Below are 24,843 nucleotides of genomic sequence, written 5' to 3'. Positions count from 1 at the left end.
TGCCGTCGGAGACGGCGGCAGGCCGGACGAGCCGGCCTGCGGTGGCGTTGCCTTTCAGCAGCCGCCTAGTCTAGCAGCCCGGACGGGCTGCTTACCAGCTGGCCTTGCGCAGGCCCGGCACGTCGCCGCGCATGGTGGCTTCGCGCAGCTTGTTGCGGCCCAGGCCGAACTTGCGGTAGACACCGCGCGGACGGCCGGTCAGGGCGCAGCGCAGGGTCTGGCGGCTCGGCGAGGAGTCGCGCGGCAGCTTCTGGAGCTTGGCGGCAGCCGCCATCTTCTCGTCGAAGTCGCCGTCCTGGCTGTTGATGATCTTCTTCAGCGCTTCGCGCTTGGCAGCGAACTTCTTCGCCAGCTTGGCCCGCTTCGTTTCGCGGTTCACCATCGAGGTCTTGGCCATTGCGTCGTGTCCCGGGATCAGTTGCGGAAGGGGAAGCGGAAGGCTTCGAGGAGCGCCTTGGCCTCGGCATCGGTCTTGGCCGTGGTCGTGATGGCGATGTCCATGCCGCGGAGCGCGTCGACCTGATCGAAGTCGATTTCCGGGAAGATGATCTGTTCCTTCACGCCCATGTTGTAGTTGCCGCGGCCGTCGAACGCGCGACCCGACACGCCGCGGAAGTCGCGGACGCGGGGCAGCGAGATGTTGATCAGGCGGTCGAGGAACTCGAACATCTTGGCGCGACGCAGGGTGACCTTGCAGCCGATCGGCCAGCCGTCGCGGATCTTGAACGACGCCACCGAGACGCGCGCCTTGGTGACCACCGGCTTCTGGCCGGAGATCTTGGCCATGTCGGCCACGGCGTTCTCGAGCACCTTCTTGTTCGCCGCGGCTTCGCCCACGCCCATGTTCAGCGTGATCTTGACCAGCTTCGGCACCTGCATCGGATTGGTGTAGCCGAACTGCTTCATCAGCTTCGGCACCACTTCTTCCTTGTAGAACTGTTCCAGACGAGTCGTCATTTCTGCATTCCTCAGGCGTCAACCGCCTCACCGCTGGAGCGGAACACACGCAGTTTGCGTCCATCCTCCAGCTTCTTGATACCGATGCGCTCGCCCTTGCCGGAGGCAGGGTTGAACAGCATGACGTTGGAAATGTGGATCGAGCCTTCGCGCTCGATCACGCCGCCGGGCTGGCCAGCCTGGGGGTTGGGCTTGGTGTGGCGCTTGACCATGTTGATGTTGGCCACCACCACGCGGTCGCCGTGGATGCTCACCACGTCGCCCTGCTTGCCCTTGTCCTTGCCGGCGATGACGACCACGCGGTCGCCCTTCTTGATGCGATTCATGTGGGCTCCTCCGCTCAGAGCACTTCAGGCGCGAGCGAAACGATCTTCATGAACTTCTCGGAGCGCAGCTCGCGAGTGACCGGCCCGAAGATACGGGTGCCGATCGGCTCATGCTTGTTGTTCAACAGCACGGCGGCATTGGCGTCGAAGCGGATCAGCGAACCGTCGGCGCGACGCACACCCTTGCGGGTACGCACCACGACGGCGTTGTAGACCTCGCCCTTCTTGACCTTGCCGCGGGGAATGGCGTCCTTGATGGACACCTTGATGATGTCGCCGATGCCGGCGTAGCGGCGCTTCGAGCCGCCCAGCACCTTGATGCACATCACTTCCTTCGCACCGGAATTGTCGGCCACTTCGAGGTGGCTCTGCATCTGGATCATGATTCAGCCTCCTCGGTTATTCGGCCGCGCGTTCGACGATTTCGACGACGCGCCAGTTCTTGGTCTTGGAAAGCGGGGCACATTCGGCCACCCGCACGATGTCGCCTTCGTTGCAGCTGTTGTCCGCGTCGTGCGCGTGCAGCTTGGTCGAGCGGCGGATGTACTTGCCGTACAGCTCGTGCTTGACCTGACGTTCCACCAGCACGGTGACCGTCTTGTCCATCTTGTTGCTGACGACGCGGCCCTGGACCGTGCGCTGCTTCTTTTCGTTGGTGTTCATGGCGTCGGTTCCTTACTTCTGCTGACCGAGCAACATGTTGACGCGAGCGATTTCACGGCGCACGCGACGGATGTCGTGGGTCTTGGCGAGCTGGCCGGTGGCCTTCTGCATGCGAAGCGAGAACTGCTCCTTCTGCAGGTCGGTCAGATGGGCCTTCAGCTCGTCGGCCGACTTGGCTTTGAGTTGCTTGAGTTCCATCAGCGCACCGTCCGGGTCACGAAAGTGGTGGTGACCGAGAGCTTGGCGGCGGCCAGGCGGAACGCCTCGCGCGCGGTCGCCTCGTCGACGCCCTCGATTTCATAGATCATGCGGCCGGGCTGGATCTGCGCGACCCAGTATTCGACGTTGCCCTTGCCGGAGCCCATTCGGACTTCGATCGGCTTCTGCGTGATCGGCTTGTCGGGGAACACGCGGATCCACATCTTGCCACCACGCTTCACGTAGCGGCTGATCGTGCGGCGCGCGGCCTCGATCTGGCGGGCGGTGAGGCGGCCGGTCATGGTCGCCTTCAGGCCGTACTCGCCGAAGCTGACCTGGTTGGCGTTCCAGCTCAGGCCTTCGTTGCGGCCCTTGAAGACCTTGCGGTATTTGGTTCGCTTGGGTTGCAGCATGGTTTAGTCCCTCGCTTCGCTGCGGTCACCGCGCTCGCGGCGCGGGCCACGCGGACGGTCGGCGCGATCGTTACGGTCGCCACGGTCACCGCGCTCGTTGCGCGGGGAGTCGTCCTGCTTCTCCTGGCCCACCTGGGAGAAATCGAAGATCTCGCCCTTGTAGATCCAGGTCTTGATGCCGATGACGCCGTAGGTGGTGTGGGCTTCGGCGAAGCCGTAGTCGACGTCCGCACGCAGGGTGTGCAGCGGCACGCGACCTTCGCGGTACCACTCCGAGCGGGCGATTTCGGCGCCGTTGAGGCGGCCGGCGACGTTGACCTTGATGCCGAGGGCGCCGAGGCGCATCGCGTTGCCGACGGCGCGCTTCATGGCGCGGCGGAACATGATGCGGCGCTCGAGCTGCTGGGCGATCGACTCGGCGACGAGCTGGGCGTCGAGTTCCGGCTTGCGGACTTCAGTGACATTGATGTGCGCGGGCACGCCCATCAGGTCGCTGATCTCCTTGCGCAGCTTCTCGATGTCCTCGCCGCGCTTGCCGATCACGACGCCCGGGCGGGCGGTGTGGACGGTGACGCGGGCGGTCTTCGCCGGGCGCTCGATCAGGATCTTGCTGATCCCGGCCGCGGCCAGCTTCTTGCGCAGCATCTCGCGGACCTTGAGGTCGGCGGCGAGGTACTCGGCGTATTCCTTCTTGCCGGCGTACCACTTGGAGTTCCAGTCCTTGGCGATGCCGAGGCGGATACCGGTGGGATGAACTTTGTGACCCATCTTATTTGCCCTCGCCCACGACCACGGTGATGTGGCTGGTACGCTTCAGAATGCGGGTGCCGCGGCCCTTGGCGCGCGCCATGAAGCGCTTCAGCGCCGGACCCTCGTCCACGGTGATGGCCTTGACCTTGAGCTCGTCGGCGTCGGCGCCGAGGTTGTTCTCGGCGTTGGAGGCGGCGGAGTACACGACCTTGTAGATCATGGCCGCGGCCTTCTTGTCCGAGAACTTGAGCAGGTTCAGCGCCCGGGCGAGCGGCAGGCCGCGCACCTGGTCGGCGACCAGACGGGCCTTCTGCGGGGAGATGCGCGCAGTGCGCAGGATTGCTTTCGCTTCCATCATGATCTCCTTACTTGCCCTTCTTGTCGCCGCCGTGACCCTTGAACGTCCGGGTCAGAGCGAACTCGCCGAGCTTGTGGCCGACCATGTTCTCGTTGACGAGCACCGGGATGTGGTTCTTCCCGTTGTGCACGGCGATCGTGAACCCGATCATTTCCGGCAGGATGGTGGAACGACGCGACCAGGTCTTGATCGGCTTCTTGCTGGAGCCGGCCGTCTCCACCTTCTTGAGCAGGTGGTGGTCGACGAACGGACCCTTCTTGAGTGAACGTGCCATGGTCGGTTAGCTCCTGCGATCGCGCACGATGAACTTCTGGGTGCGCTTGTTCTTGCGCGTCTTGTAACCCTTGGTCGGGACGCCCCACGGGGTGACCGGATGCGGGTTGCCCTGGCCGGCCTTCGCCTCGCCACCGCCGTGCGGGTGGTCGACCGGGTTCATGGCGGCGCCGCGGACGGTCGGCTTGACGCCGCGCCAGCGAGCGGCGCCGGCCTTGCCCAGCTTCTCGAGGTTGTGCTCGTCGTTGCCGACTTCGCCGATGGTGGCGCGGCACTCGGACGGGACCTTGCGCATTTCGCCCGAACGCAGGCGGAGCATCGCGTAGGTGCCTTCGCGGGCGACCAGCTGCACGCCAGCGCCGGCGGCGCGGGCGATCTGGGCACCCTTGCCGGGTTTCATCTCGATGCAATGCACGGTCGAACCGACCGGGATGTTGCGCAGCGGCAGGGTGTTGCCTGCCTTGATCGGCGCATCGTTGCCCGCGATCACCTGGTCGCCGGCCTTCAGGCCCTTCGGCGCGATGATGTAGCGGCGCTCACCGTCGGCGTAGCACAGCAGCGCGATGTGCGCGGTGCGGTTCGGATCGTATTCGATCCGCTCGACCTTCGCCGGAATGCCTTCCTTGTCGCGCTTGAAGTCGATGATGCGGTAGTGCTGCTTGTGGCCACCGCCGATGTGGCGGGTGGTGATGCGGCCGTGGTGGTTGCGGCCGCCGGTCTTGCCCTGCTTCTCGACGAGAGCAGCGTGCGGGGCGCCCTTGTGGAGGCCCGGCGTCACCACGCGGACCGCGCTGCGGCGGCCGGCGGAGGTGGGCTTGAAAGTCATCAATGGCATCGTCGGTTCCTCAGAGCTTGACCGCGGTGACGTCGATCGACTGGCCGTCGGCCAGCGTCACGTACGCCTTGCGCGAGTCGGCGCGGCGACCGTTGCGGTAGCGGAAGGCCTTGGTCTTGCCCTTCACGTTCACCACGTTGACCGACTTGACCTGCACGTCGAAGAGCTTCTCGATGGCGGTCTTGATGTCGGCCTTGGTGGCGTCGGTGGCGACCTCGAAGGCGTACTGGTTCATTTCCTGGGCGCGAACGGTCTTTTCGGACACGCGCGGCGCACGGATCACGCTGTAGAGCTTGGCGTCGTTCATGCCAGCCACTCCTCGATCTTCTTCACCGCATCGGCGGTCATGAGCACGCTGTCGGCGCCGACGAGGGCGACCGGGTCCAGGCCCTGCACGTCGCGGACCTGCACGTACGGCAGGTTGCGCGCGGACAGGAACAGGTTCTCCGAGGCGTCCTCGGTGACGATCAGCGGACGCTGACCGAGTTCGTAGCCGGCGAGCTTGGCGACGAGACCGCTGGTCTTCGGCGCGTCGACCTCGAAGGCCTCGACGATCTTGATGCGGCCCTGGCGGTTCAGTTCCGACAGGATCGCGGCGATCGCGGCGCGGTACATCTTGCGATTGACCTTCTGGGCGAAGCTGCGCGGCTTCGCGGCGAAGGCGCGGCCACCACCGACGAAGATCGGCGCGGTCAGGGCGCCGTGGCGAGCGCCGCCGCCCTTCTGCTTCTTCGACTTCTTGGTGGTGCCGTTGACTTCGGCGCGGGTCTTCTGCGCCTTGGTGCCGGCGCGACCGGCGTTGCGATAGGCGACGACGACCTGGTGGACCAGATCCTCGTTGAAATCGCGGCCGAAGATCGCGTCGGAGACGTTCAGCTTGTTGTTGCTACCAGTGATGGCGAGTTCCATTGTCGTCTCCCTTACTTCGTGGTCGGACGGACAATGACGTCGCCGCCCGGCGCGCCGGGGACCGCGCCCTTGATCGCGATCAGGCCGCGCTCGGCGTCGACCTTGACCACTTCCAGGCGCTGCGTCGTCTGCGTCTCGGCACCCATGTGGCCGGACATCTTCTTGCCCGGGAACACGCGGCCCGGCGTCTGGCGCTGGCCGATCGAACCCGGCGAGCGGTGCGACAGCGAGTTGCCGTGCGTGGCGTCGCCCATGGTGAAGTTCCAGCGCTTGATCGTGCCCTGGAAGCCCTTGCCCTTGGTCACGCCCTGGACGTCGACGATCTGGCCGGCCTGGAAGATGTCGGCCTTGATCTCGCCGCCCACTTCGAAACCGCCGATCTGGTCGGCTTCCACACGCAGCTCCCACAGGCCGCGACCGGCTTCGACCTTCGCCTTGGCGAGGTGACCGGCTTCCGGCTTGTTGATCAGCGACGCGCGCTTGACGCCTGCGGTGACCTGCACGGCGCTGTAGCCGTCGGTGTCGGGGGTCTTGATCTGGACGATGCGGTTCGGCGTCGCCTCGATCAGGGTCACCGGGATCGACTTGCCGTCCTCGGTGAACATGCGGCTCATGCCGGCCTTGCGGCCGACGATGCCCAACGAATATTTCTTCGCGGTCATGGTCCGAAGCCTCAGGTCAGCTTGATCTGGACGTCGACGCCAGCCGCGAGTTCGAGCTTCATCAGCGCGTCCACGGTCTTGTCGTTGGGGTCGACGATGTCGAGCACGCGCTTGTGCGTGCGGGTCTCGTACTGGTCGCGCGCGTCCTTGTCGACGTGCGGCGACACCAGGACGGTGTAGCGTTCGATCTTGGTCGGCAGCGGGATCGGGCCGCGCACCTGGGCGCCCGTCCGCTTAGCCGTCTCGACGATCTCGCTGGCCGAGCGGTCGATCAGTCGATGATCGAACGCTTTCAGCCGGATCCGGATTTTCTGATCCGCCATGACGGAAATTCCTCGTAGAAAGAGCGACAGGCTCGACGGCTGGGTGCGCCGAACCCCCTTTTGTACTGCTGGTGACGCCTAACTCGGTGTTGCCAATGGCCTTCCGGAAAGAGTCAGACCCCGGAAAGACGCCCCGAAGGGCAAGTGAACCCCAAAAACAAAGGCAGGCCGGTTGCCCGGCCCGCCAGACGGAGATGCGCGAACGTGGCAATCCGCCCCTGCCATGAGTGCCCCGAAGCATTTCGGAGCGGGCGGGGCGAAGCCGTCGCGACAGATCCCTGTCCGGCGAAGACGAGGCGCATCCTGTGCCTCATTTCGCTTGTCTCGCTGCCCCGAGGGGCCGCGAAGGTCGTGCATTATAGGGAGCGCCCGCGGACCGCGCAAGCGCACCCTGCTTTCCCCGCCGGGACGGCCTGACGACCATCCCGGAACCGGTCCCGGGTCACCCCGCCTGGCGAGGCGGCCCGGGGAATCGATCGCCCGGAGGCGACCATGGATCTTCAAGCCGGATCCCGGCCTTCGCCGGGATGATCGATCGCCCGAAGGCGATCGATCACTTGATGATCTTGGCGACGACGCCGGCGCCGACCGTACGACCGCCTTCGCGGATCGCGAAGCGCAGGCCTTCGTCCATCGCCACCGGGTTGATCAGCGACACCACCATCTTGATATTGTCGCCCGGCATGACCATCTCCACGCCTTCCGGCAGCGTCACCGCACCGGTGATGTCCGTCGTGCGGAAGTAGAACTGCGGGCGGTAGCCCTTGAAGAACGGCGTGTGACGGCCACCCTCGTCCTTCGACAGCACGTACACCTCGGCCTCGAAGTCCGTGTGCGGCGTGATCGTGCCCGGCTTGCACAGCACCTGGCCGCGCTCCACGTCGTCACGCTTCGTGCCGCGCAGCAGCAGGCCCGCGTTGTCGCCCGCCTGGCCCTGGTCCAGCAGCTTGCGGAACATTTCCACGCCCGTGACCGTCGTCTTCGTCGTCGGACGAATGCCCACGATCTCGATTTCGTCACCCACCTTGATGATGCCGCGCTCGATGCGGCCCGTCACCACCGTGCCGCGACCCGAGATCGAGAACACGTCTTCCACCGGCATCAGGAACGTCTTGTCGATGTCGCGCTGCGGCTCCGGAATGAACGTGTCCAGCGCGTCCACCAGCTTGATGATCGCAGGCACGCCGATCTCCGACTGGTCGCCTTCCAGCGCCAGACGCGCCGAACCGTGGATGATCGGGGTGTCGTCGCCCGGGAAGTCGTACTTCGACAGCAGCTCGCGCACTTCCATCTCCACCAGCTCGAGCAGCTCGGCGTCGTCCACCATGTCCGCCTTGTTCAGGAAGACCACGATGTACGGCACGCCCACCTGGCGCGACAGCAGGATGTGCTCGCGCGTCTGCGGCATCGGGCCGTCGGCGGCCGAGCACACCAGGATCGCACCGTCCATCTGCGCCGCACCCGTGATCATGTTCTTCACGTAGTCGGCGTGGCCCGGGCAGTCCACGTGCGCGTAATGGCGGATCGGGCTTTCGTATTCCACGTGCGCCGTCGAAATCGTGATCCCGCGCGCCTTCTCTTCCGGCGCCGCGTCGATCGCGTCGTATGCCTTGAACTCGCCACCGAAACGCTCAGCGCCGATCTTCGTCAGCGCCGCCGTCAGCGTCGTCTTGCCGTGGTCCACGTGACCGATCGTCCCCACGTTCACGTGAGGCTTGGTGCGCTCGAACTTACCCTTGGCCATGATCTGTATCTCTCTTGGATTGAATGCGTGAAACGATGGTGCGGGCCGGCCGGAGCCGGCCACGCATCAGTTCTTCTTGATGACCGCTTCGGCGATGTTGGTCGGCGCTTCGGCGTAATGGTCGAATTCCATCGTGAACGTCGCGCGCCCCTGGGTCAGCGAGCGGATCGTGGTGGCGTAACCGAACATTTCGCCCAGCGGCACCATCGCGTTGATGGTCTTGCCCGACGGCGTGTCGTCCTGGCCCTGCAGCAGGCCGCGACGACGGCTCAGGTCGCCCATCACGTCGCCGACGTACTCTTCCGGCGTCACGACCTCGACCTTCATCATCGGCTCCAGCAGGACCGGATCGGCCTTGCGGAAGCCTTCCTTGAAGGCCATCGACGCGGCGAGCTTGAACGCCATTTCCGACGAGTCGACGTCGTGGTACGAACCGAACACGAGCTTGACCTTCACGCCCACGACCGGGAAGCCGGCCAGCGGACCGCTGGTGATGGTCTCGCGCAGGCCCTTCTCGACCGCCGGGATGAATTCCTTCGGAATCACGCCGCCGGTGATGTCGTTGATGAACAGGAAATCGTTCTCGACATCCTCGTTGGCGCGATCAGCCTCGTTCATCGGCGACAGCTCGATCACGACGTGACCGTACTGGCCCTTACCACCGGACTGCTTGGCGTGCTTGTAGTCCGACTTCACGTCCGACTTGCGGATGGTCTCGCGGTACGCCACCTGCGGCTTGCCGACGTTCGCCTCGACGTTGAACTCGCGGCGCATGCGGTCGACGATGATGTCGAGGTGCAGCTCGCCCATGCCGGCGATGATGGTCTGGCCGGATTCCTCGTCGGTGCGGACGCGGAACGAGGGATCTTCCTGCGCCAGGCGGCCCAGGGCGATGCCCATCTTTTCCTGGTCCGACTTGGTCTTCGGCTCGACCGCCATCGAGATCACGGGCTCCGGGAACGTCATGCGCTCGAGCGTGATCAGGTGATCCTGCGCGCACAGCGTGTCGCCGGTGGTGACGTCCTTCAGGCCGACCGCCGCGGCGATGTCGCCGGCGCGGACTTCCTTGATCTCTTCGCGGTTGTTCGCGTGCATCTGCAGGATGCGACCGATGCGCTCCTTCTTCGACTTGACCGGGTTGTAGACCTGGTCGCCGGAGTTGAGCGTGCCCGAGTAGACGCGGAAGAACGTGAGCGAGCCCACGAACGGGTCGGTCATGATCTTGAACGCCAGCGCCGAGAACGGCGCATTGTCGTCGGCGGTGCGGCTGTCTTCCTTGTCGTTCTCGTCGATGCCCTTCACCGGCGGACGATCGGCCGGCGACGGCAGCAGCTGGACGACGGCGTCGAGCATGGCCTGCACGCCCTTGTTCTTGAACGCGGTGCCGCAGAAGACCGGGACGATCTCGGTCTTGAGGGTGCGCGCGCGGATGCCGGCGATGATCTCTTCCTCGGACAGCTCGCCCTCGTTGAGATACTTGTCCATCAGCTCTTCGCTGGCTTCGGCGGCGGCCTCGACCATGAAGTTGCGGGCTTCCTTGGACTTCTCGACCAGGTCGGCCGGGATGTCGCCGTAGACGAAGGTGGCGCCCTTGTCTTCCATGTTCCAGATGATGGACTTCATCTTGAGCAGGTCGACCACGCCCTCGAAGCCTTCCTCGGCGCCGATCGGCACCTGCATCGGGACCGCGTACGCGCCGAGGCGCGCCTTCAGCTGGTCCACGACCTTGTCGAAGTTCGCGCCGGTGCGGTCCATCTTGTTGACGAACGCCATGCGCGGGACCTGGTACTTGTTGGCCTGGCGCCACACCGTCTCCGACTGCGGCTGCACGCCGCCCACGGCGCACAGCACGAACACCGCGCCGTCGAGCACGCGCAGCGAACGCTCGACTTCGATGGTGAAGTCGACGTGCCCGGGGGTGTCGATGATGTTGAAGCGGTGCTCGGGGAACGACTTGTCCATGCCCTTCCAGAACGCCGTGGTGGCGGCGGAAGTGATGGTGATGCCGCGCTCCTGCTCCTGCTCCATCCAGTCCATCGTCGCGGCACCTTCGTGCACTTCGCCGATCTTGTGGTTGACGCCGGTGTAGAACAGGATGCGCTCGGTCGTCGTCGTCTTGCCGGCATCGATGTGCGCCATGATGCCGAAGTTGCGGTAACGCTCGATGGGAGTGGTACGGGCCACTGGAAACCTCTCGTTTCTCGAAGTTCAATTGACCGAACGCCGCCCTGAGGCGGCTTCCGGTGCAGATCGCTGGTGGTGCACGCCTGGGCGCGCACCCGTGCGTGGATCGCTTACCAGCGGTAGTGCGCGAAGGCCTTGTTGGCCTCGGCCATGCGGTGCGTCTCTTCGCGCTTCTTGATGGCGCCGCCGCGGTTTTCCGAGGCATCCATCAGTTCGGCGGCGAGCTTGCGCGGCATCGAGTTCTCGCCACGCTTGCGGGCCGACTCGATGATCCAGCGCATCGCCAGCGCCATGCGGCGCGAGGCGCGGACTTCGACCGGCACCTGGTAGGTGGCGCCGCCGACGCGGCGGGACTTCACCTCGACCGCGGGGGCCACGTTGCCGAGCGCCTTCTCGACCAGCTCGAGCGAGTTGGGGTTCTTCTCGTTGATGACGTCCATCGCGCCGTAGACGATCTTTTCGGCGATGGACTTCTTGCCGCTCTGCATCACCATGTTGATGAAGCGGGCGATGGTCTCGCTGCCGTGCTTGGGATCGGGCAGGACGGTGCGCTGGGGTGCGGAACCTTTACGGGACATGTTGATTACCGGTGTCTGTTGGACGGGCCAGGGCCCGTCGCATGGATCGGGCGGCGGGGGATTCCCCCGCCGGAGACGAAGATCGACCCGCGCCTGCGCGGGCCGGGATCCGCCTTACTTCTTCGGACGCTTCGCGCCGTACTTGGAGCGGCTCTGGCGACGCTTCGCCACGCCGGCGGCGTCGAGCGAGCCGCGGACGGTGTGGTAGCGCACGCCCGGCAGGTCCTTGACGCGACCGCCGCGGATGAGCACCACCGAGTGCTCCTGCAGGTTGTGGCCTTCGCCGCCGATGTACGAAATGACTTCGTAACCGTTGGTCAGGCGCACCTTGGCGACCTTGCGGAGGGCCGAGTTCGGCTTCTTCGGGGTCGTGGTGTACACACGGGTGCACACGCCGCGACGCTGCGGGCACTTGTTCAGCGCCGGGGAAGCGCTCTTGTAGGTCTCGGGGCTGCGCGGTTTGCGCACGAGCTGATTGATCGTTGCCATCCGTCTGGGTCTGCTTGATTGGGCCTGGACAACGCCGGGATGCGCGAACGCATCACGACGACAAAAAACGCCGGCAGACCGGATCGCTCCGCTCTGCCGACACGCATTCTTCGCCCGCCCCGGTCTGGTGGACCGACGCGGTCCCGGAACCTCGCCGCTGCCGCCCGTTCAGGCGCAACTGCCGCGGTGTTCCGGACTTTCCCGCCCTGCCGTGGGCCGAATACGAGGCACGTCCTGTGACCTCATTTCGTGATCTGGGCGACCAAGGTCGCCGAAAGAGGGGCGCATCATACAGCAGCCGACGCGCCCGTGCCACCCTGCCCCGCGTGACGCCCTCGGCCGGCCACGCGGGCCGGCCTGGGAGTCGCCGACGTCACTCGGCGGAATCGCCTTCGATCATGTCGGGGACGGGATTGCCGGCGGCCGGCGGCGGAACGTCTTCCAGCATGACCGGCTCGGCGGCCGCGACCGGCGCCGGCGTCGGGGCCGACAGGGCCTCGAACTCCGAGTCGGTCAGGCCACCGCCGCGACGGCGCTGGCTGTGGTACGCCAGACCGGTACCGGCCGGGATCAGGCGACCGACGATCACGTTCTCCTTCAGGCCGCGCAGCGTGTCGCGGGTGCCGCGGACGGCCGCCTCGGTGAGCACGCGGGTGGTTTCCTGGAACGAAGCCGCCGAGATGAACGACTCGGTCGCCAGCGACGCCTTGGTGATGCCGAGCAGCACCGGGTCGTAACCGGCCACGATCTCGTTCCTAGCCAGCAGGCGCGCGTTCTCCTCGATCAGGCGCTGGCGCTCGACCTGTTCGCCGTTCAGGAACTTGCTGTCGCCCTGGTCGGTGATCTCGACCTTGCGCAGCATCTGGCGAACGATCACCTCGATGTGCTTGTCGTTGATCTTCACGCCCTGCAGGCGGTAGACGTCCTGGATTTCCTTGGTCAGGTACGAGGCCAGCGGCTCGACGCCGAGCAGGCGCAGGATGTCCTGCGGGCTGGGCTCGCCGTCGACGATGGTTTCGCCCTTCTGGACGTGCTCGCCTTCGAACACGATGACCTGGCGGTACTTCGGGATCAGCTCTTCGTGCTCGTTGCCATCGGTGTCCTTGATGATCAGGCGCTGCTTGCCCTTGGTGTCCTTGCCGAACGAAACGATGCCCGAACGCTCCGCGAGGATCGCCGGATCCTTCGGCTTGCGCGCTTCGAACAGGTCGGCCACGCGCGGCAGACCGCCGGTGATGTCGCGGGTCTTCGAGGCTTCCTGCGGGATCTTGGCGATCACGTCGCCCACGCCCACCGGCGCGCCGTCCTGCAGGTTGACGTTCGACTTCGGCGGCAGCATGTACTGGGCGGGGAGATCAGTGCCCGGGATGGTCAGGTCCTTGCCGTTGGCGTCGACGATGCGCACCAGCGGACGCAGGTCCTTGCCCTGCGAGCCGCGACGCTTCGGATCGGTGATCTCGCGCGACGACAGGCCGGTCTGGTCGTCCATCTTCTCGACCACCGTCACGCCGTCGACGAAGTCGATGAAGCGCACGAAACCGGCGACTTCGGACATGATCGGATGGCTGTGCGGATCCCAGTTCGCGACGGTCTGACCGGCCTTCACCTCGCCGCCGTCCTGCACCAGGATGGTGGCGCCGTACGGCAGCTTGTAGCGCTCGCGCTCGCGGCCGTGGGCGTCCAGCACCGAGATCGCGCCCGAGCGCGACACCGCGACCAGGTGGCCGGCGGCGTGTTCGACGTGCTTGAGGTTGTTGAACTTCACCGTACCGGTGGTCTTCACCGTCACGTTGTCGATCGACGCCGCACCGGAGAACGTACCGCCGATGTGGAAGGTACGCATGGTCAGCTGGGTGCCCGGCTCGCCGATCGACTGCGCGGCGATGACGCCGACCGCTTCGCCGATGTTGACGACGTGGCCACGCGCGAGGTCGCGGCCGTAGCAGAAGCTGCAAACGCCGAACGACGATTCGCAGGTGATGGTCGAACGGACCTTCACCGACTGCACGCCGGCGTCCTCGAGCTTCTGCACCCAGGCTTCGTCGAGCAGCGTGTTGCGGGTGACGAACGGATCCTCGTCGTTGCCCGGCAGGAACACGTCGTCGACCACGATGCGGCCGAGCACGCGGTCGCGCAGCGGTTCGACCACGTCGCCGCCTTCGACGATCGGGGTCATCATCAGGCCTTCGGTCGTGCCGCAGTCGACCTCGGTGATCACCACGTCCTGGGCCACGTCGACGAGGCGGCGGGTCAGGTAACCGGAGTTCGCGGTCTTCAGCGCGGTATCCGCGAGGCCCTTTCGGGCGCCGTGGGTCGAGATGAAGTACTGGAGGACGTTCAGGCCTTCGCGGAAGTTCGCCGTGATCGGCGTTTCGATGATCGAGCCGTCCGGCTTGGCCATCAGGCCGCGCATGCCGGCCAGCTGGCGGATCTGCGCCTGCGAACCACGCGCACCGGAGTCGGCCATGATGTAGATCGAGTTCATCGACTTCTGCGCGACCCGCTCGCCCTTGGCGTTGGTCACGGTGTCGATGCCGATCGCGTCCATCATCGCCTTCGCGACGCGTTCGTTGGTGCGCGACCAGATGTCGACCACCTTGTTGTAGCGCTCGCCGGCCGTGACCAGACCGCCCTGGTACTGCTGCTGGATTTCCAGCACCTCGGCTTCGGCCTCGGCGAGGATCGCCTTCTTCTCGTCCGGGATGGTCATGTCGTTGATGCCGACCGAGATGCCGGCGCGGGTCGCGAACCCGAAGCCGGTGTACATCAGCTTGTCGGCGAACACGACCGTGTCCTTCAGGCCGAGCTGGCGGTAGCAGCTGTTGATCAGGCGGCTGATCGCCTTCTTGGTCAGCTCGGTGTTCACCAGCGCGAATGGCAGGCCTTCCGGCAGGATTTCCTGCAGCAGGGCGCGGCCGACGGTGGTGTCGACGATCGCGGTCTTCTTCTCGCGGGTGCCGTCCTCGGCGATCACGGTCTCGGCGATGCGCACCTTGACCTTGGCGTGCAGCTCGACGACGCGGTTGTCGTACGCGCGCTTCACCTCGGCGATGTTGGCGAACACCATGCCCTCGCCCGCCTTGTTCTCCAGGGCGCGGGTCATGTAGTACAGGCCGAGCACGACGTCCTGCGACGGCACGATGATCGGCTCGCCGTTCGCCGGCGAGAGGATGTTGTTCGACGACATCATCAGCGCGCGCGCTTCGAGCTGGGCTTCCAGCGACAGCGGCACGTGGACGGCCATCTGGTCACCGTCGAAGTCGGCGTTGAACGCGGTGCAGACCAGCGGATGCAGCTGGATCGCCTTGCCTTCGATCAGCACCGGCTCGAACGCCTGGATGCCGAGGCGGTGCAGGGTCGGGGCGCGGTTCAGCAGCACGGGATGCTCGCGGATCACCTCTTCGAGGATGTCCCACACGATCGGCTCTTCGCGCTCGACCAGCTTCTTCGCCGCCTTGATGGTGGTGGCGAGGCCGCGGCGCTGCAGCTTGGCGAAGATGAAGGGCTTGAACAGTTCCAGCGCCATCTTCTTCGGCAGGCCGCACTGGTGCAGCTTGAGGTACGGGCCGACCACGATGACCGAACGGCCCGAGTAGTCGACGCGCTTGCCGAGCAGGTTCTGGCGGAAACGACCCTGCTTGCCCTTGATCATGTCGGCGAGCGACTTCAAAGGACGCTTGTTCGTGCCGGTGATGGCGCGACCGCGACGGCCGTTGTCCATCAGCGCATCCACCGACTCCTGCAGCATGCGCTTCTCGTTGCGCACGATGATGTCGGGCGCGTTGAGCTCAAGCAGGCGCTTCAGTCGGTTGTTGCGGTTGATGACGCGGCGGTACAGGTCGTTGAGGTCGGAGGTCGCGAAGCGGCCGCCGTCCAGCGGAACCAGCGGGCGCAGGTCCGGCGGCAGCACCGGCAGCACGGTCATGACCATCCACTCCGGACGGTTGCCGGATTCCAGGAAGGCCTCGACCAGCTTGATGCGCTTGGTGAGGCGCTTGAGCTTGGTCTCCGAACCGGTGCTGGCGATCTCCTCGCGCAGGGTCACCATCTCCGACTGCAGGTCGATCGTGCGCAGCAGCTCGTACACGGCTTCGGCACCCATCGCGGCCTCGAAGTCGTCGCCGTGCTCCTGGCGCGCGGTCATGAACTGCTCTTCGGTCAGCAGCGAACCGCGCTCGAGCGGGGTCAGGCCCGGCTCGGTCACGACGTAGGCTTCGAAGTACAGGATGCGCTCGATGTCGCGCAGGGTCATGTCGAGCATCAGGCCGATGCGCGACGGCAGCGACTTCAGGAACCAGATGTGCGCGACCGGCGAGGCCAGGTCGATGTGGCCCATGCGCTCGCGGCGGACGCGCGCGAGCGTGACTTCGGTGCCGCACTTCTCGCAGACCACGCCGCGGTGCTTCATGCGCTTGTACTTGCCGCACAGGCACTCGTAGTCCTTGATCGGACCGAAGATCGCGGCGCAGAACAGGCCATCGCGTTCCGGCTTGAAGGTCCGGTAGTTGATGGTCTCGGGCTTCTTCACTTCGCCGTACGACCACGAACGGATCATGTCCGGCGACGCCAGCGCGATCTTGATCGCGTCGAAGTCGAGGGTCTGGCGCTGCTGGTTGAAGAGGTTGAGCAAATCTTTCATTTGATTTCTCCGGGAATCTGGAAGCGGGGGCTGGGCGGTGGCGGGCCGTCATGCGGCCCGCGGTCGGCTCAGGTTTCTTCCAGCTCCATGTTGATGGCCAGCGAGCGGATTTCCTTCACCAGGACGTTGAAGGATTCCGGCATGCCGGCGACCATCTCGTACTCGCCGTCGACGATGTTCTTGTACATCTGGTTGCGGCCCTGCACGTCGTCGGACTTCACCGTCAGCATTTCCTGCAGGGTGTAGGCCGCGCCGTAGGCTTCCAGCGCCCAGACTTCCATTTCGCCGAAACGCTGGCCGCCGAACTGCGCCTTGCCGCCCAGCGGCTGCTGGGTGACGAGCGAGTACGGACCGGTCGAACGCGCGTGCATCTTGTCGTCGACGAGGTGGTTCAGCTTCAGCATGTGCATGTAGCCGACGGTGGTCTTGCGGTCGAACGCCTCACCGGTGCGGCCGTCGTACAGCTGGGTCTGGCCGCTCTCCGGCAGGTCGGCGAGTTCGAGCATGCGCTTGATCTCGGATTCCGCCGCACCGTCGAACACCGGCGTCGCCATCGGCACGCCGTCGGTCAGGTTCTGCGCCAGACGCAGCAGCTCGGCATCGCTGAACTGGGTGAGGTCGACGCGCTGGCCGTGGAACTTCTCGTCGTGGTTGTAGATGTCGTCGAGGAACTTGCGCAGGTCGGCGAGCTTGGCCTGTGCGTCCAGCATGCGCTGGATCTTCTGACCCAGGCCCTTCGCGGCCCAGCCCAGGTGCACTTCGAGGATCTGGCCGATGTTCATTCGGCTCGGCACGCCCAGCGGGTTCAGCACGATGTCGACGGTCTGGCCATCGGCCATGTACGGCATGTCCTGGATCGGCACGATGTTGGACACCACGCCCTTGTTGCCGTGGCGGCCGGCCATCTTGTCGCCCGGCTGGATGCGGCGCTTCACCGCCAGGAACACCTTCACCATCTTCAGCACGCCCGGAGCGAGGTCGTCGCCCTGGGTGATCTTGCCGCGCTTGTCGGCGAAGCGGCGCTCGAATTCCTTCTGGTGCGCGTCGATCTGCTTCTGGGCGCGCTCGATCGCGTCGGCCGCGTCGTCGTCCTTCATGCGGATCGAGAACCAGTCCTTCTTGCTCAGGCCGTCGAGGACGAGGCTGCTGACCGTGTCGCCCTTCTTCAGGCCGGGACCGCCGTTGGCGATCTTGCCGAGGAGCTGGTCGCGCAGGCGCGCGTAGATCGCCGATTCCAGGATGCGGAACTGGTCGTCGAAGTCCTTCTTGACCCGGCGGATTTCCTCTTCCTCGATCTGGCGGGCGCGCTTGTCCTTCTCGATGCCGTCGCGGGTGAACACCTGCACGTCGATGACCACGCCGTCCATGCCCGGGGGCACGCGCAGCGAACTGTCCTTCACGTCGGAGGCCTTCTCGCCGAAGATCGCGCGCAGCAGCTTCTCTTCCGGGGTCAGCTGGCTCTCGCCCTTGGGCGTAACCTTGCCGACCAGGATGTCGCCGGCGCGGACCTCGGCACCGATGTACACCACGCCCGACTCGTCGAGGCGCGACAGCGCCTGCTCGGAGACGTTCGGGATGTCGGCGGTGATCTCTTCCGGACCCAGCTTGGTGTCGCGGGCCTGGCAGGTCAGCTCTTCGATGTGGATCGTGGTGTAGCGGTCTTCCTTCACCACGCGCTCGGACAGCAGGATCGAGTCTTCGAAGTTGTAGCCGTTCCACGGCATGAACGCGACCAGCATGTTCTGGCCGAGCGCCAGCTCGCCGATGTCGGTCGAGGGACCGTCGGCCAGCACGTCGCCCTTCGCGACCACGTCGCCCACGTTCACCAGCGGACGCTGGTTGATGCAGGTGTTCTGGTTGGAACGGGTGTACTTGATGAGCGTATAGATGTCGACGCCGGCGTCGGTGGCCTCGGTGATCTCGACCTCGTTGACCTTGACCACGATGCGGCCGGCGTCGATCTGCTCGATCACGCCGCCACGGCGGGCGTTCACGGTCACGCCCGAGTCGCGCGCCACGGCGCGCTCGATGCCGGTGCCCACGAGCGGCTTCTGCGAACGCAGCGTCGGCACGGCCTGGCGCTGCATGTTCGCGCCCATCAGCGCGCGGTTCGCGTCGTCGTGCTCGAGGAACGGCACCAGCGCCGCCGCGACCGACACGGTCTGCATCGGCGAGACGTCCATGAAGTGGATTTCACTCGGCGGACGCAGCATCGACTCGCCCTGGAAGCGGCAGGCCACGAACGGGGCGGTGATCAGGCCCTTGTCGTCGCGCTGGGCGTTGGCCTGGGCGATGACGTACTCGTTCTCCTCGATCGCCGACAGGTACTCGATGTCGTCGGTGACGCGGCCGTCCACGACCTTGCGGTACGGCGTCTCGAGGAAGCCGTACTGGTTGGTGCGCGCGAACACGGCGAGCGAGTTGATCAGGCCGATGTTCGGGCCTTCAGGCGTCTCGATGGTGCAGACGCGGCCGTAGTGGGTCGGGTGCACGTCGCGCACTTCGAAGCCGGCGCGCTCGCGGGTCAGGCCGCCCGGGCCCAGCGCCGAGACGCGACGCTTGTGCGTCACTTCCGACAGCGGGTTGTTCTGGTCCATGAACTGCGACAGCTGCGAGGAGCCGAAGAACTCCTTGATGGCGGCCGCGACCGGCTTGGCGTTGATGAGTTCCTGCGGCGTCAGGCCTTCGGACTCGGCCATCGTCAGGCGCTCCTTCACGGCGCGCTCGACGCGGACCAGGCCCACGCGGAAGACGTTCTCGGCCATTTCGCCGACCGAACGCACGCGGCGGTTGCCGAGGTGGTCGATGTCGTCCACGCCGGTGCCTTCGTTGCGGATCTGGCACAGCACGCGGATGACGTCGAGGATGTCCGACATCTCCGGGCCGCAGGCCTCGCGCAGGCGCGCGGACTCGTCGTCCTTGCGGTCGGCGAAGTACTTGTAGTCGTACAGCACGGGGCTGCCTTCCACTTCCTTGCGGCCGATGCGGCGGTTGAACTTCATGCGGCCCACGGCCGAGAGGTCGTAGCGCTCGAAGGTGAAGAACAGGTTGTGGAACAGGTTCTGCGCGGCGTCCTTGGTCGGCGGCTCGCCCGGACGCATCATGCGGTAGATCTCGACCAGCGCTTCCAGCTGGGTGCGGGTCGGGTCGATGCGCAGGGTGTTCGAGATGTACGGACCGCGGTCGAGGTCGTTCACCCACAGGGTGCCGACGCTGTCGATGCCGTGCTTGCGGAACTTCTGCAGGTGGTCGTCACCCAGTTCGTCGTTGGCGCTGGCGATCAGCTCGCCGGTGTTCCCGTCGATGACGTCGTGCGACAGGATGCGGCCCACGAGGTAGCTGTCCGGCACGGCCAGCGCGGCGATGCCCGACTGTTCCAGCTGCTTGATGTGGCGCGCGGTGATGCGCTTGCCAGCCTCGACGATGACACGGTCGCCATCGGCGAGGTCGAAGTCCAGGGTCTCGCCGCGCAGGCGCTCGGGGATCAGTTCGAGCTGCACGCCTTCCGGCAGGATGTGGAAGGTGTTGACCTCGAAGAACTGCGCCAGGATCTCCTCGTTGTTGTAGCCGAGGGCGCGCAGCAGGATCGTCACCGGCAGCTTGCGGCGACGGTCGATGCGGGTGAACACCGCGTCCTTCGGGTCGAACTCGAAGTCCAGCCACGAGCCGCGGTAGGGGATGATGCGCGCGCTGTACAGCAGCTTGCCCGAGCTGTGGGTCTTGCCGCGGTCGTGGTCGAAGAACACGCCCGGCGAGCGGTGCAGCTGCGAGACGATGACGCGCTCGGTGCCGTTGACGATGAAGGTGCCGTTGTCGGTCATGAGCGGGATCTCGCCCATGTACACCTCCTGCTCCTTCACGTACTTCACGGCCTTGCTCGACGACTCCTTGTCGTAGATCACCAGGCGCACGGTCACGCGCAGCGGGGCGCCGTAGCTGAGGCCGCGGTTGCGGCACTCGCGCTCGTCGAACACCGGGTCGCCGAGCTTGTAGCCGACGTATTCGAGGGCGGCGTAGCCGTTGTAGCTGGTGATCGGGAACACCGACTTCAGCGCGGCATGCAGGCCGCGATCATCGCGCTTGGCGGGATCGGCGTCGGCCTGGAGGAATTCGCGGTAGGAATCGACCTGGATCGCGAGCAGGAACGGCACTTCCAGAATCGAACGGCGCTTGCCGAAGTTCTTGCGGATGCGCTTCTTCTCGGTGAACGAATAGGTCGTCGAGTGAGCTGTGGTCATGGGAGAAAGGCCTCTCAGCTTTGGATTGCGTTGTCGCCGGCGCGCCTGTGTCGGCTGCGGCCGGGTGGGGCGGCTCCGGTGGAACCGGTGCCCCGGGGAATCGACAGTCGGAAGTCGCTGGTATTGCCGGCACCAGCACGCCCTCTCCCGCTACTTCCGATTGTCGACTTGCTTCGGTGACGCCTGGGACTGCAACGAACGAACGGCCGGTGAAGCACGAACGTCGCGATGCGCGCGGTGCCCGTCAGAACGGCCAAAGGCCGGGGGCTTCCGCCCCCAGCCTTGGTCGCCGTCATCCCCGCGGAAGCGAGGATCCGGTGACGGAATACGACCGTGTCACCGGATCCCGGGGCACCGCGCTGTCGCGCGCCGCCCGGGACGACCCATCGCGGAAATTACTTCAGCTCGACCTGGGCGCCGGCGGCTTCCAGATCCTTCTTGAACTTCTCGGCGTCTTCCTTCGAGACCGCTTCCTTCACGGTCTGCGGAGCGCCTTCGACCAGGTCCTTCGCTTCCTTCAGGCCCAGGCCGGTGATGGCGCGGACGGCCTTGATGACCTCGACCTTCTTCTCGCCGGCGGCCTTCAGGATGACGTTGAACTCGGTCTGCTCTTCGACCACGGCGGCCGGGCCGGCGGCGACGGCCACGGCGACCGGGGCAGCGGCGGTGACGCCGAACTTCTCTTCGATGGCCTTGACCAGCTCCATCACTTCCATCAGGGTCTTGCCGGCAACGGCTTCGACGATCTGTTCGTTGGTAAGGGACATTGTGTTGACCTCTGGATTTGATTGGTTAGCGATCACGCGGCACGCGCCGTGCGATCGTCAAAGACGTTGGACTCAGGCTTCCGCCGGGGCGGCCTCGGCAGGCGCGGCATCGCCGCCACCCTGCTTGTCGGCCACGGCCTTGATGGCGCGGGCGAACATCGAAGCCGGCTCGGCCAGCACGCGGGCCAGCATGGCCAGCGCCTGATCGCGGGTCGGCAGCGAGGCCAGGACGTCGACGTGGCTGGCCGGATAGACCTGGCCACCGACGGAGACGACCTTCGGCTGCAGCTTGTCGTTGCCCTTCGAGAATTCCTTGATCAGGCGGCCGGCGGCGCCCGGTTCTTCCAGCGAGAATGCGTAGAGCAGCGGACCGACGAGCTTGTCCTGGACAGCTTCGTATTCGGTGCCCGCCACGGCGCGCGAGGCCAGCGTGTTCTTGACGACTTTCAAGTACACGCCGGTTTCGCGGGCCTTCTTGCGCATTGCGGTCATCTGGGAGACCGTGGTGCCTGCGTATTCGGCAGCGACCAGGGAGTGGGCCTTCGCGGCGATTTCCGCCACTTCGGCCACGACGTCTTGCTTCTGGGTGAGATTCAGAGCCATGTGCACTCCTCTTGTGAACTCCGCTCGCGGCTCCTGCCGCTTGCGGTCCCGGGCGACGTTCATCCTGAACATCGGGGACGCGGACGCGTCCCGGTGGCGGCCCATCCAGAAAATTCCAGAGGGGGCGGCACCATCTGCGCAGGCAGCACCCTTGCGGATGCGATTAAGCGATCCCGCTTGCGACGTGACGACTCCTTGCCATACCGGACGCTTCCGTGCCCGTGCGCGTCGCGCGCGAACCGCACCTGCGGTCTTTGACGGCGATCGCGTCGGAGCGGACTCCTCGGCGATGCCCTCAAATTTGCTTGCACGATGTCGGGCGCAAGCCCGACGCCGTTGAACCGTCATCCCGGCGGAGGCCAAGACCCGGCTCTTTGTTTGTTTCCAGCCTTCAATGCAGGTTGGCACTGCCTGGAAGCTGGATCCCGACTTGCGTCGGGATGACGCAACGGCAAAGGCGCTCGCGCATTGCGCGAGCGCGCCGTTACATCACTTCAGCGCGAGCGACGACTGGTCGACGGTCACGCCCGGGCCCATCGTCGAGCTGATCGACACCTTCTGCAGGTACGTGCCCTTCGCGGTGGCCGGCTTCGCCTTGATCAGGTCGTGCAGCAGCGCTTCGAGGTTGCCCTTCAGGTCGGCGTCCTGGAAGCTCGCCTTGCCGATGGTGCAGTGGATGATGCCGGCCTTGTCGGTGCGATAGCGGACCTGGCCGCCCTTCGCGTTCTTCACCGCTTCCGCCGGGTTCGGCGAGACGGTACCGACCTTCGGGTTCGGCATCAGGCCGCGCGGGCCCAGCACCTGGCCGAGTTTGCCGACGACGCGCATGGCGTCCGGCGTCGCGATCACGACGTCGTAGTTCAGGTCGCCGCCGAGCATCTTCTCGGCGAGGTCGTCCATGCCGACGATGTCGGCGCCGGCGGCCAGGGCTTCATCGGCCTTGGCGCCCGCGGGCACGAACACCGCGACGCGCACGGTCTTGCCGGTGCCGGCCGGCAGCACGGTCGAACCGCGCACCTGCTGGTCGGACTTCTTGGCATCGACGCCGAGGCGCACGGCCACGTCGACGGACTCGACGAACTTGGCCTTGGTCGCGGTCTTGATGATCTTGATCGCGTCGTCGAAGGCGTAGGCCTTGCCCGGCTCGACCGCGTTGAGGATCGCTTTCTGTCGCTTGTTCATCGCCATGGGATCAGCCCTCCACTACGAGACCCATCGAACGGGCCGAGCCCGCGATGGTCTTCACTGCCGCGTCGAGATCGGCCGCGGTCAGATCCGCTTCCTTCATCTTCGCGATGTCTTCCAGCTGCTTGCGCGTGACCTTGCCCACCTTTTCGGTGTTCGGACGCTTCGAGCCGGACTGGATGCCCGCGGCCTTCTTCAGCAGCACCGAAGCCGGGGTCGACTTGGTGACGAAGGTGAAGGTACGGTCCGAGTAGGCGGTGATGATGACCGGAGTCGGCAGGCCGGGCTCCAGCTTGGAGGTCGCCGCATTGAACTGCTTGCAGAACTCCATGATGTTGAGGCCGCGCTGACCGAGCGCGGGACCGACCGGCGGCGAGGGGTTGGCCTGACCGGCCTTCACCTGCAGCTTGATGTAACCGACGACTTTCTTTGCCATTGGGGATCTCCCGGAGTCTTAGCGCCTGCACGCCTTGCGGCTGCGAGGCTCCTCCATCGTTGCGGCCCGTCGCGGGATGCGGCGGGCGGATGAGGCCGGATCGAGTGGCTTATGCCTTCTCGACCTGGCCGAATTCCAGCTCGACCGGCGTGGCGCGACCGAAGATCAGCACCGAGACGCGCAGGCGGCTCTTTTCGTAATTGACTTCCTCGACCACGCCGTTGAAGTCGTTGAACGGGCCATCGGTGACGCGGACCATCTGGCCCGGCTCGAACAGCACCTTGGGACGCGGCTTCTCGACGCCTTCCTGCACGCGCTGCAGGATCGCGTCGGCCTCGGAATCGCGGATCGGCAGCGGGCGGTCGGCGGTGCCGCCGATGAACCCCATCACCTTCGGCGTTTCCTTGACCAGGTGCCAGCTCTCGTTGTCCATGCGCGGGATGCCCGCTTCTTCATGGGTCGCGATCTGCACGAGCACGTAGCCCGGGAAGAACTTGCGCTCGGAACGGCGCTTCTGGCCGGAGCGCATCTCCACGACTTCTTCGGTCGGGACCAGCACTTCGCCGAACTTGTCCTGCATGCCGGTGCGTGCGATGCGGTCGCGCAGCGCCTGGGCCACGGACTTCTCGAAGCCAGAGTAGGCGTGCACCACGTACCAGCGCTTGGGGATCTCGGTATTGCTCACAACGTTCTCCATCAGGCCCCCAGCAGCAGTTCCACGCTCTTCTGCACGATCAGATCGAACACGGCGAGGATCAGACTCATGACGATGACGGCGATGATGACGACCCAGGTGGTGCGCGTCGCTTCCTGACGGGTCGGCCACACGACCTTGCGCAGTTCGAAACGCGATTCACCGAGGTAATCGCGGGTTTGCGCACCCTTGGGCGTGACCATGAAGACGAGGGCGCCGGCAATCAGGCCGACGATGACCGACATGACCCGGGCCACGGTCGGCCACTGGCCATCGAACCAGTAGAACGCGAACAGACCGCCCGCAGCCAAGAGCAGCGCCAGGGCGTACTTGACGATATCGCCCGCGGAACCGCCGGCCTTGGGTTGTTCGACTCTGCTGTTCAAGTACGTGTCGCCTGCATCGCGGGGCGTCGTCGCGCCAACTCGCCCGGAGGCGGGGCCGCGAGGGGCCCGGACGCGGAACGATCCGCCTGAGTGGCACGCCAGGAGGGACTCGAACCCCCAACCTGCGGTTTTGGAGACCGCTGCTCTGCCAATTGAGCTACTGGCGTGTAGTTGTGTTGACCGGTGTTCTGATACGGCGACGGCGAGCCGTTTCCGACTCGCCTGTCGCCTGC

Annotated in this window: 27 protein-coding genes and 1 tRNA gene; all 28 read right to left on the bottom strand. The window is 65.6% G+C overall.

What is annotated here, in order from left to right:
- Positions 1–91: 91 nt before the first annotated feature.
- Complete coding sequence (rpsN, locus tag ACT53Q_RS09010) at positions 92–397, bottom strand: 30S ribosomal protein S14 (protein WP_476170366.1); 306 nt, start codon at positions 395–397, stop codon at positions 92–94.
- 17 nt (positions 398–414) lie between these two features.
- A complete protein-coding gene (gene rplE, locus ACT53Q_RS09005) occupies positions 415–957 on the bottom strand; it encodes a 50S ribosomal protein L5 (RefSeq protein ID WP_476186302.1) in 543 nt (180 codons plus the stop codon).
- Positions 958–968: 11 nt separating this feature from the next.
- Positions 969–1,283, bottom strand: a complete 315-nt coding sequence (rplX, locus tag ACT53Q_RS09000) for a 50S ribosomal protein L24 (protein WP_476186301.1) — start codon at positions 1,281–1,283, stop codon at positions 969–971.
- Between the two features lie 14 nt (positions 1,284–1,297).
- On the bottom strand, positions 1,298–1,666 hold the full coding sequence (gene rplN / locus ACT53Q_RS08995; protein WP_476170368.1) for a 50S ribosomal protein L14: 369 nt from the start codon (positions 1,664–1,666) through the stop codon (positions 1,298–1,300).
- A gap of 16 nt (positions 1,667–1,682) precedes the next feature.
- A complete protein-coding gene (rpsQ, locus tag ACT53Q_RS08990) occupies positions 1,683–1,946 on the bottom strand; it encodes a 30S ribosomal protein S17 (RefSeq protein ID WP_476170369.1) in 264 nt (87 codons plus the stop codon).
- Positions 1,947–1,958: 12 nt separating this feature from the next.
- A complete protein-coding gene (gene rpmC / locus ACT53Q_RS08985) occupies positions 1,959–2,144 on the bottom strand; it encodes a 50S ribosomal protein L29 (protein WP_137851365.1) in 186 nt (61 codons plus the stop codon).
- Positions 2,144–2,557, bottom strand: a complete 414-nt coding sequence (rplP, locus tag ACT53Q_RS08980) for a 50S ribosomal protein L16 (RefSeq protein WP_386823126.1) — start codon at positions 2,555–2,557, stop codon at positions 2,144–2,146. Before rplP ends, rpmC begins: the two co-directional genes overlap by 1 nt.
- Positions 2,558–2,560: 3 nt before the next feature.
- On the bottom strand, positions 2,561–3,325 hold the full coding sequence (gene rpsC, locus ACT53Q_RS08975) for a 30S ribosomal protein S3 (RefSeq protein ID WP_476186300.1): 765 nt from the start codon (positions 3,323–3,325) through the stop codon (positions 2,561–2,563).
- 1 nt (position 3,326) lies between these two features.
- On the bottom strand, positions 3,327–3,662 hold the full coding sequence (rplV, locus tag ACT53Q_RS08970) for a 50S ribosomal protein L22 (protein ID WP_476170372.1): 336 nt from the start codon (positions 3,660–3,662) through the stop codon (positions 3,327–3,329).
- Between the two features lie 10 nt (positions 3,663–3,672).
- Positions 3,673–3,939, bottom strand: a complete 267-nt coding sequence (rpsS, locus tag ACT53Q_RS08965) for a 30S ribosomal protein S19 (RefSeq protein ID WP_476170373.1) — start codon at positions 3,937–3,939, stop codon at positions 3,673–3,675.
- Positions 3,940–3,945: 6 nt separating this feature from the next.
- Complete coding sequence (gene rplB / locus ACT53Q_RS08960; RefSeq protein WP_476186299.1) at positions 3,946–4,773, bottom strand: 50S ribosomal protein L2; 828 nt, start codon at positions 4,771–4,773, stop codon at positions 3,946–3,948.
- A 10-nt stretch (positions 4,774–4,783) separates the two neighbouring features.
- Positions 4,784–5,080: a 50S ribosomal protein L23 gene (gene rplW / locus ACT53Q_RS08955; protein ID WP_476170375.1), complete on the bottom strand. Its 297-nt coding sequence runs from the start codon at positions 5,078–5,080 to the stop codon at positions 4,784–4,786.
- The gene (gene rplD, locus ACT53Q_RS08950) at positions 5,077–5,682 is read right to left on the bottom strand and encodes a 50S ribosomal protein L4 (protein ID WP_476170376.1); all 606 of its coding nucleotides are present in this window, start codon (positions 5,680–5,682) and stop codon (positions 5,077–5,079) included. Before rplD ends, rplW begins: the two co-directional genes overlap by 4 nt.
- Before the next feature lie 11 nt (positions 5,683–5,693).
- A complete protein-coding gene (gene rplC / locus ACT53Q_RS08945) occupies positions 5,694–6,344 on the bottom strand; it encodes a 50S ribosomal protein L3 (RefSeq protein WP_476186298.1) in 651 nt (216 codons plus the stop codon).
- Between the two features lie 11 nt (positions 6,345–6,355).
- On the bottom strand, positions 6,356–6,667 hold the full coding sequence (rpsJ, locus tag ACT53Q_RS08940; RefSeq protein WP_005408208.1) for a 30S ribosomal protein S10: 312 nt from the start codon (positions 6,665–6,667) through the stop codon (positions 6,356–6,358).
- Positions 6,668–7,220: 553 nt separating this feature from the next.
- Complete coding sequence (gene tuf / locus ACT53Q_RS08935; protein WP_476186290.1) at positions 7,221–8,411, bottom strand: elongation factor Tu; 1,191 nt, start codon at positions 8,409–8,411, stop codon at positions 7,221–7,223.
- Positions 8,412–8,477: 66 nt separating this feature from the next.
- The gene (gene fusA, locus ACT53Q_RS08930; protein ID WP_476186297.1) at positions 8,478–10,595 is read right to left on the bottom strand and encodes an elongation factor G; all 2,118 of its coding nucleotides are present in this window, start codon (positions 10,593–10,595) and stop codon (positions 8,478–8,480) included.
- Between the two features lie 110 nt (positions 10,596–10,705).
- On the bottom strand, positions 10,706–11,173 hold the full coding sequence (rpsG, locus tag ACT53Q_RS08925) for a 30S ribosomal protein S7 (protein WP_476186296.1): 468 nt from the start codon (positions 11,171–11,173) through the stop codon (positions 10,706–10,708).
- A gap of 114 nt (positions 11,174–11,287) precedes the next feature.
- On the bottom strand, positions 11,288–11,662 hold the full coding sequence (gene rpsL, locus ACT53Q_RS08920) for a 30S ribosomal protein S12 (RefSeq protein ID WP_476186295.1): 375 nt from the start codon (positions 11,660–11,662) through the stop codon (positions 11,288–11,290).
- 373 nt (positions 11,663–12,035) lie between these two features.
- Positions 12,036–16,301, bottom strand: a complete 4,266-nt coding sequence (rpoC, locus tag ACT53Q_RS08915; protein ID WP_476186294.1) for a DNA-directed RNA polymerase subunit beta' — start codon at positions 16,299–16,301, stop codon at positions 12,036–12,038.
- Between the two features lie 68 nt (positions 16,302–16,369).
- The gene (gene rpoB, locus ACT53Q_RS08910) at positions 16,370–20,539 is read right to left on the bottom strand and encodes a DNA-directed RNA polymerase subunit beta (RefSeq protein WP_476186293.1); all 4,170 of its coding nucleotides are present in this window, start codon (positions 20,537–20,539) and stop codon (positions 16,370–16,372) included.
- A gap of 395 nt (positions 20,540–20,934) precedes the next feature.
- Complete coding sequence (gene rplL / locus ACT53Q_RS08905) at positions 20,935–21,306, bottom strand: 50S ribosomal protein L7/L12 (RefSeq protein WP_476170384.1); 372 nt, start codon at positions 21,304–21,306, stop codon at positions 20,935–20,937.
- Between the two features lie 72 nt (positions 21,307–21,378).
- Entirely contained in the window at positions 21,379–21,909 is a 531-nt protein-coding gene (gene rplJ / locus ACT53Q_RS08900) for a 50S ribosomal protein L10 (protein ID WP_476186355.1), read from the bottom strand.
- A 489-nt stretch (positions 21,910–22,398) separates the two neighbouring features.
- Positions 22,399–23,097 carry a 50S ribosomal protein L1 gene (gene rplA / locus ACT53Q_RS08895; RefSeq protein WP_476186292.1) on the bottom strand — a complete coding sequence of 233 codons (699 nt, stop codon included), beginning with the start codon at positions 23,095–23,097 and terminating at the stop codon, positions 22,399–22,401.
- Positions 23,098–23,101: 4 nt separating this feature from the next.
- Complete coding sequence (gene rplK, locus ACT53Q_RS08890) at positions 23,102–23,530, bottom strand: 50S ribosomal protein L11 (protein WP_476170386.1); 429 nt, start codon at positions 23,528–23,530, stop codon at positions 23,102–23,104.
- A gap of 109 nt (positions 23,531–23,639) precedes the next feature.
- Positions 23,640–24,200 (bottom strand): transcription termination/antitermination protein NusG, encoded by a 561-nt coding sequence (nusG, locus tag ACT53Q_RS08885; protein ID WP_476186354.1) that lies wholly within the window; start codon positions 24,198–24,200, stop codon positions 23,640–23,642.
- 26 nt (positions 24,201–24,226) lie between these two features.
- Entirely contained in the window at positions 24,227–24,610 is a 384-nt protein-coding gene (gene secE, locus ACT53Q_RS08880; protein ID WP_476186291.1) for a preprotein translocase subunit SecE, read from the bottom strand.
- Positions 24,611–24,701: 91 nt separating this feature from the next.
- A tRNA-Trp gene (locus ACT53Q_RS08875) sits at positions 24,702–24,777 on the bottom strand.
- Positions 24,778–24,843: the final 66 nt, after the last annotated feature.

This window comes from Lysobacter sp. DMC97 (assembly GCF_056313745.1).
The sequence above is the reverse complement of the archived record's forward strand: the minus strand, read 5'-3'. Positions and strand labels throughout refer to the sequence as shown.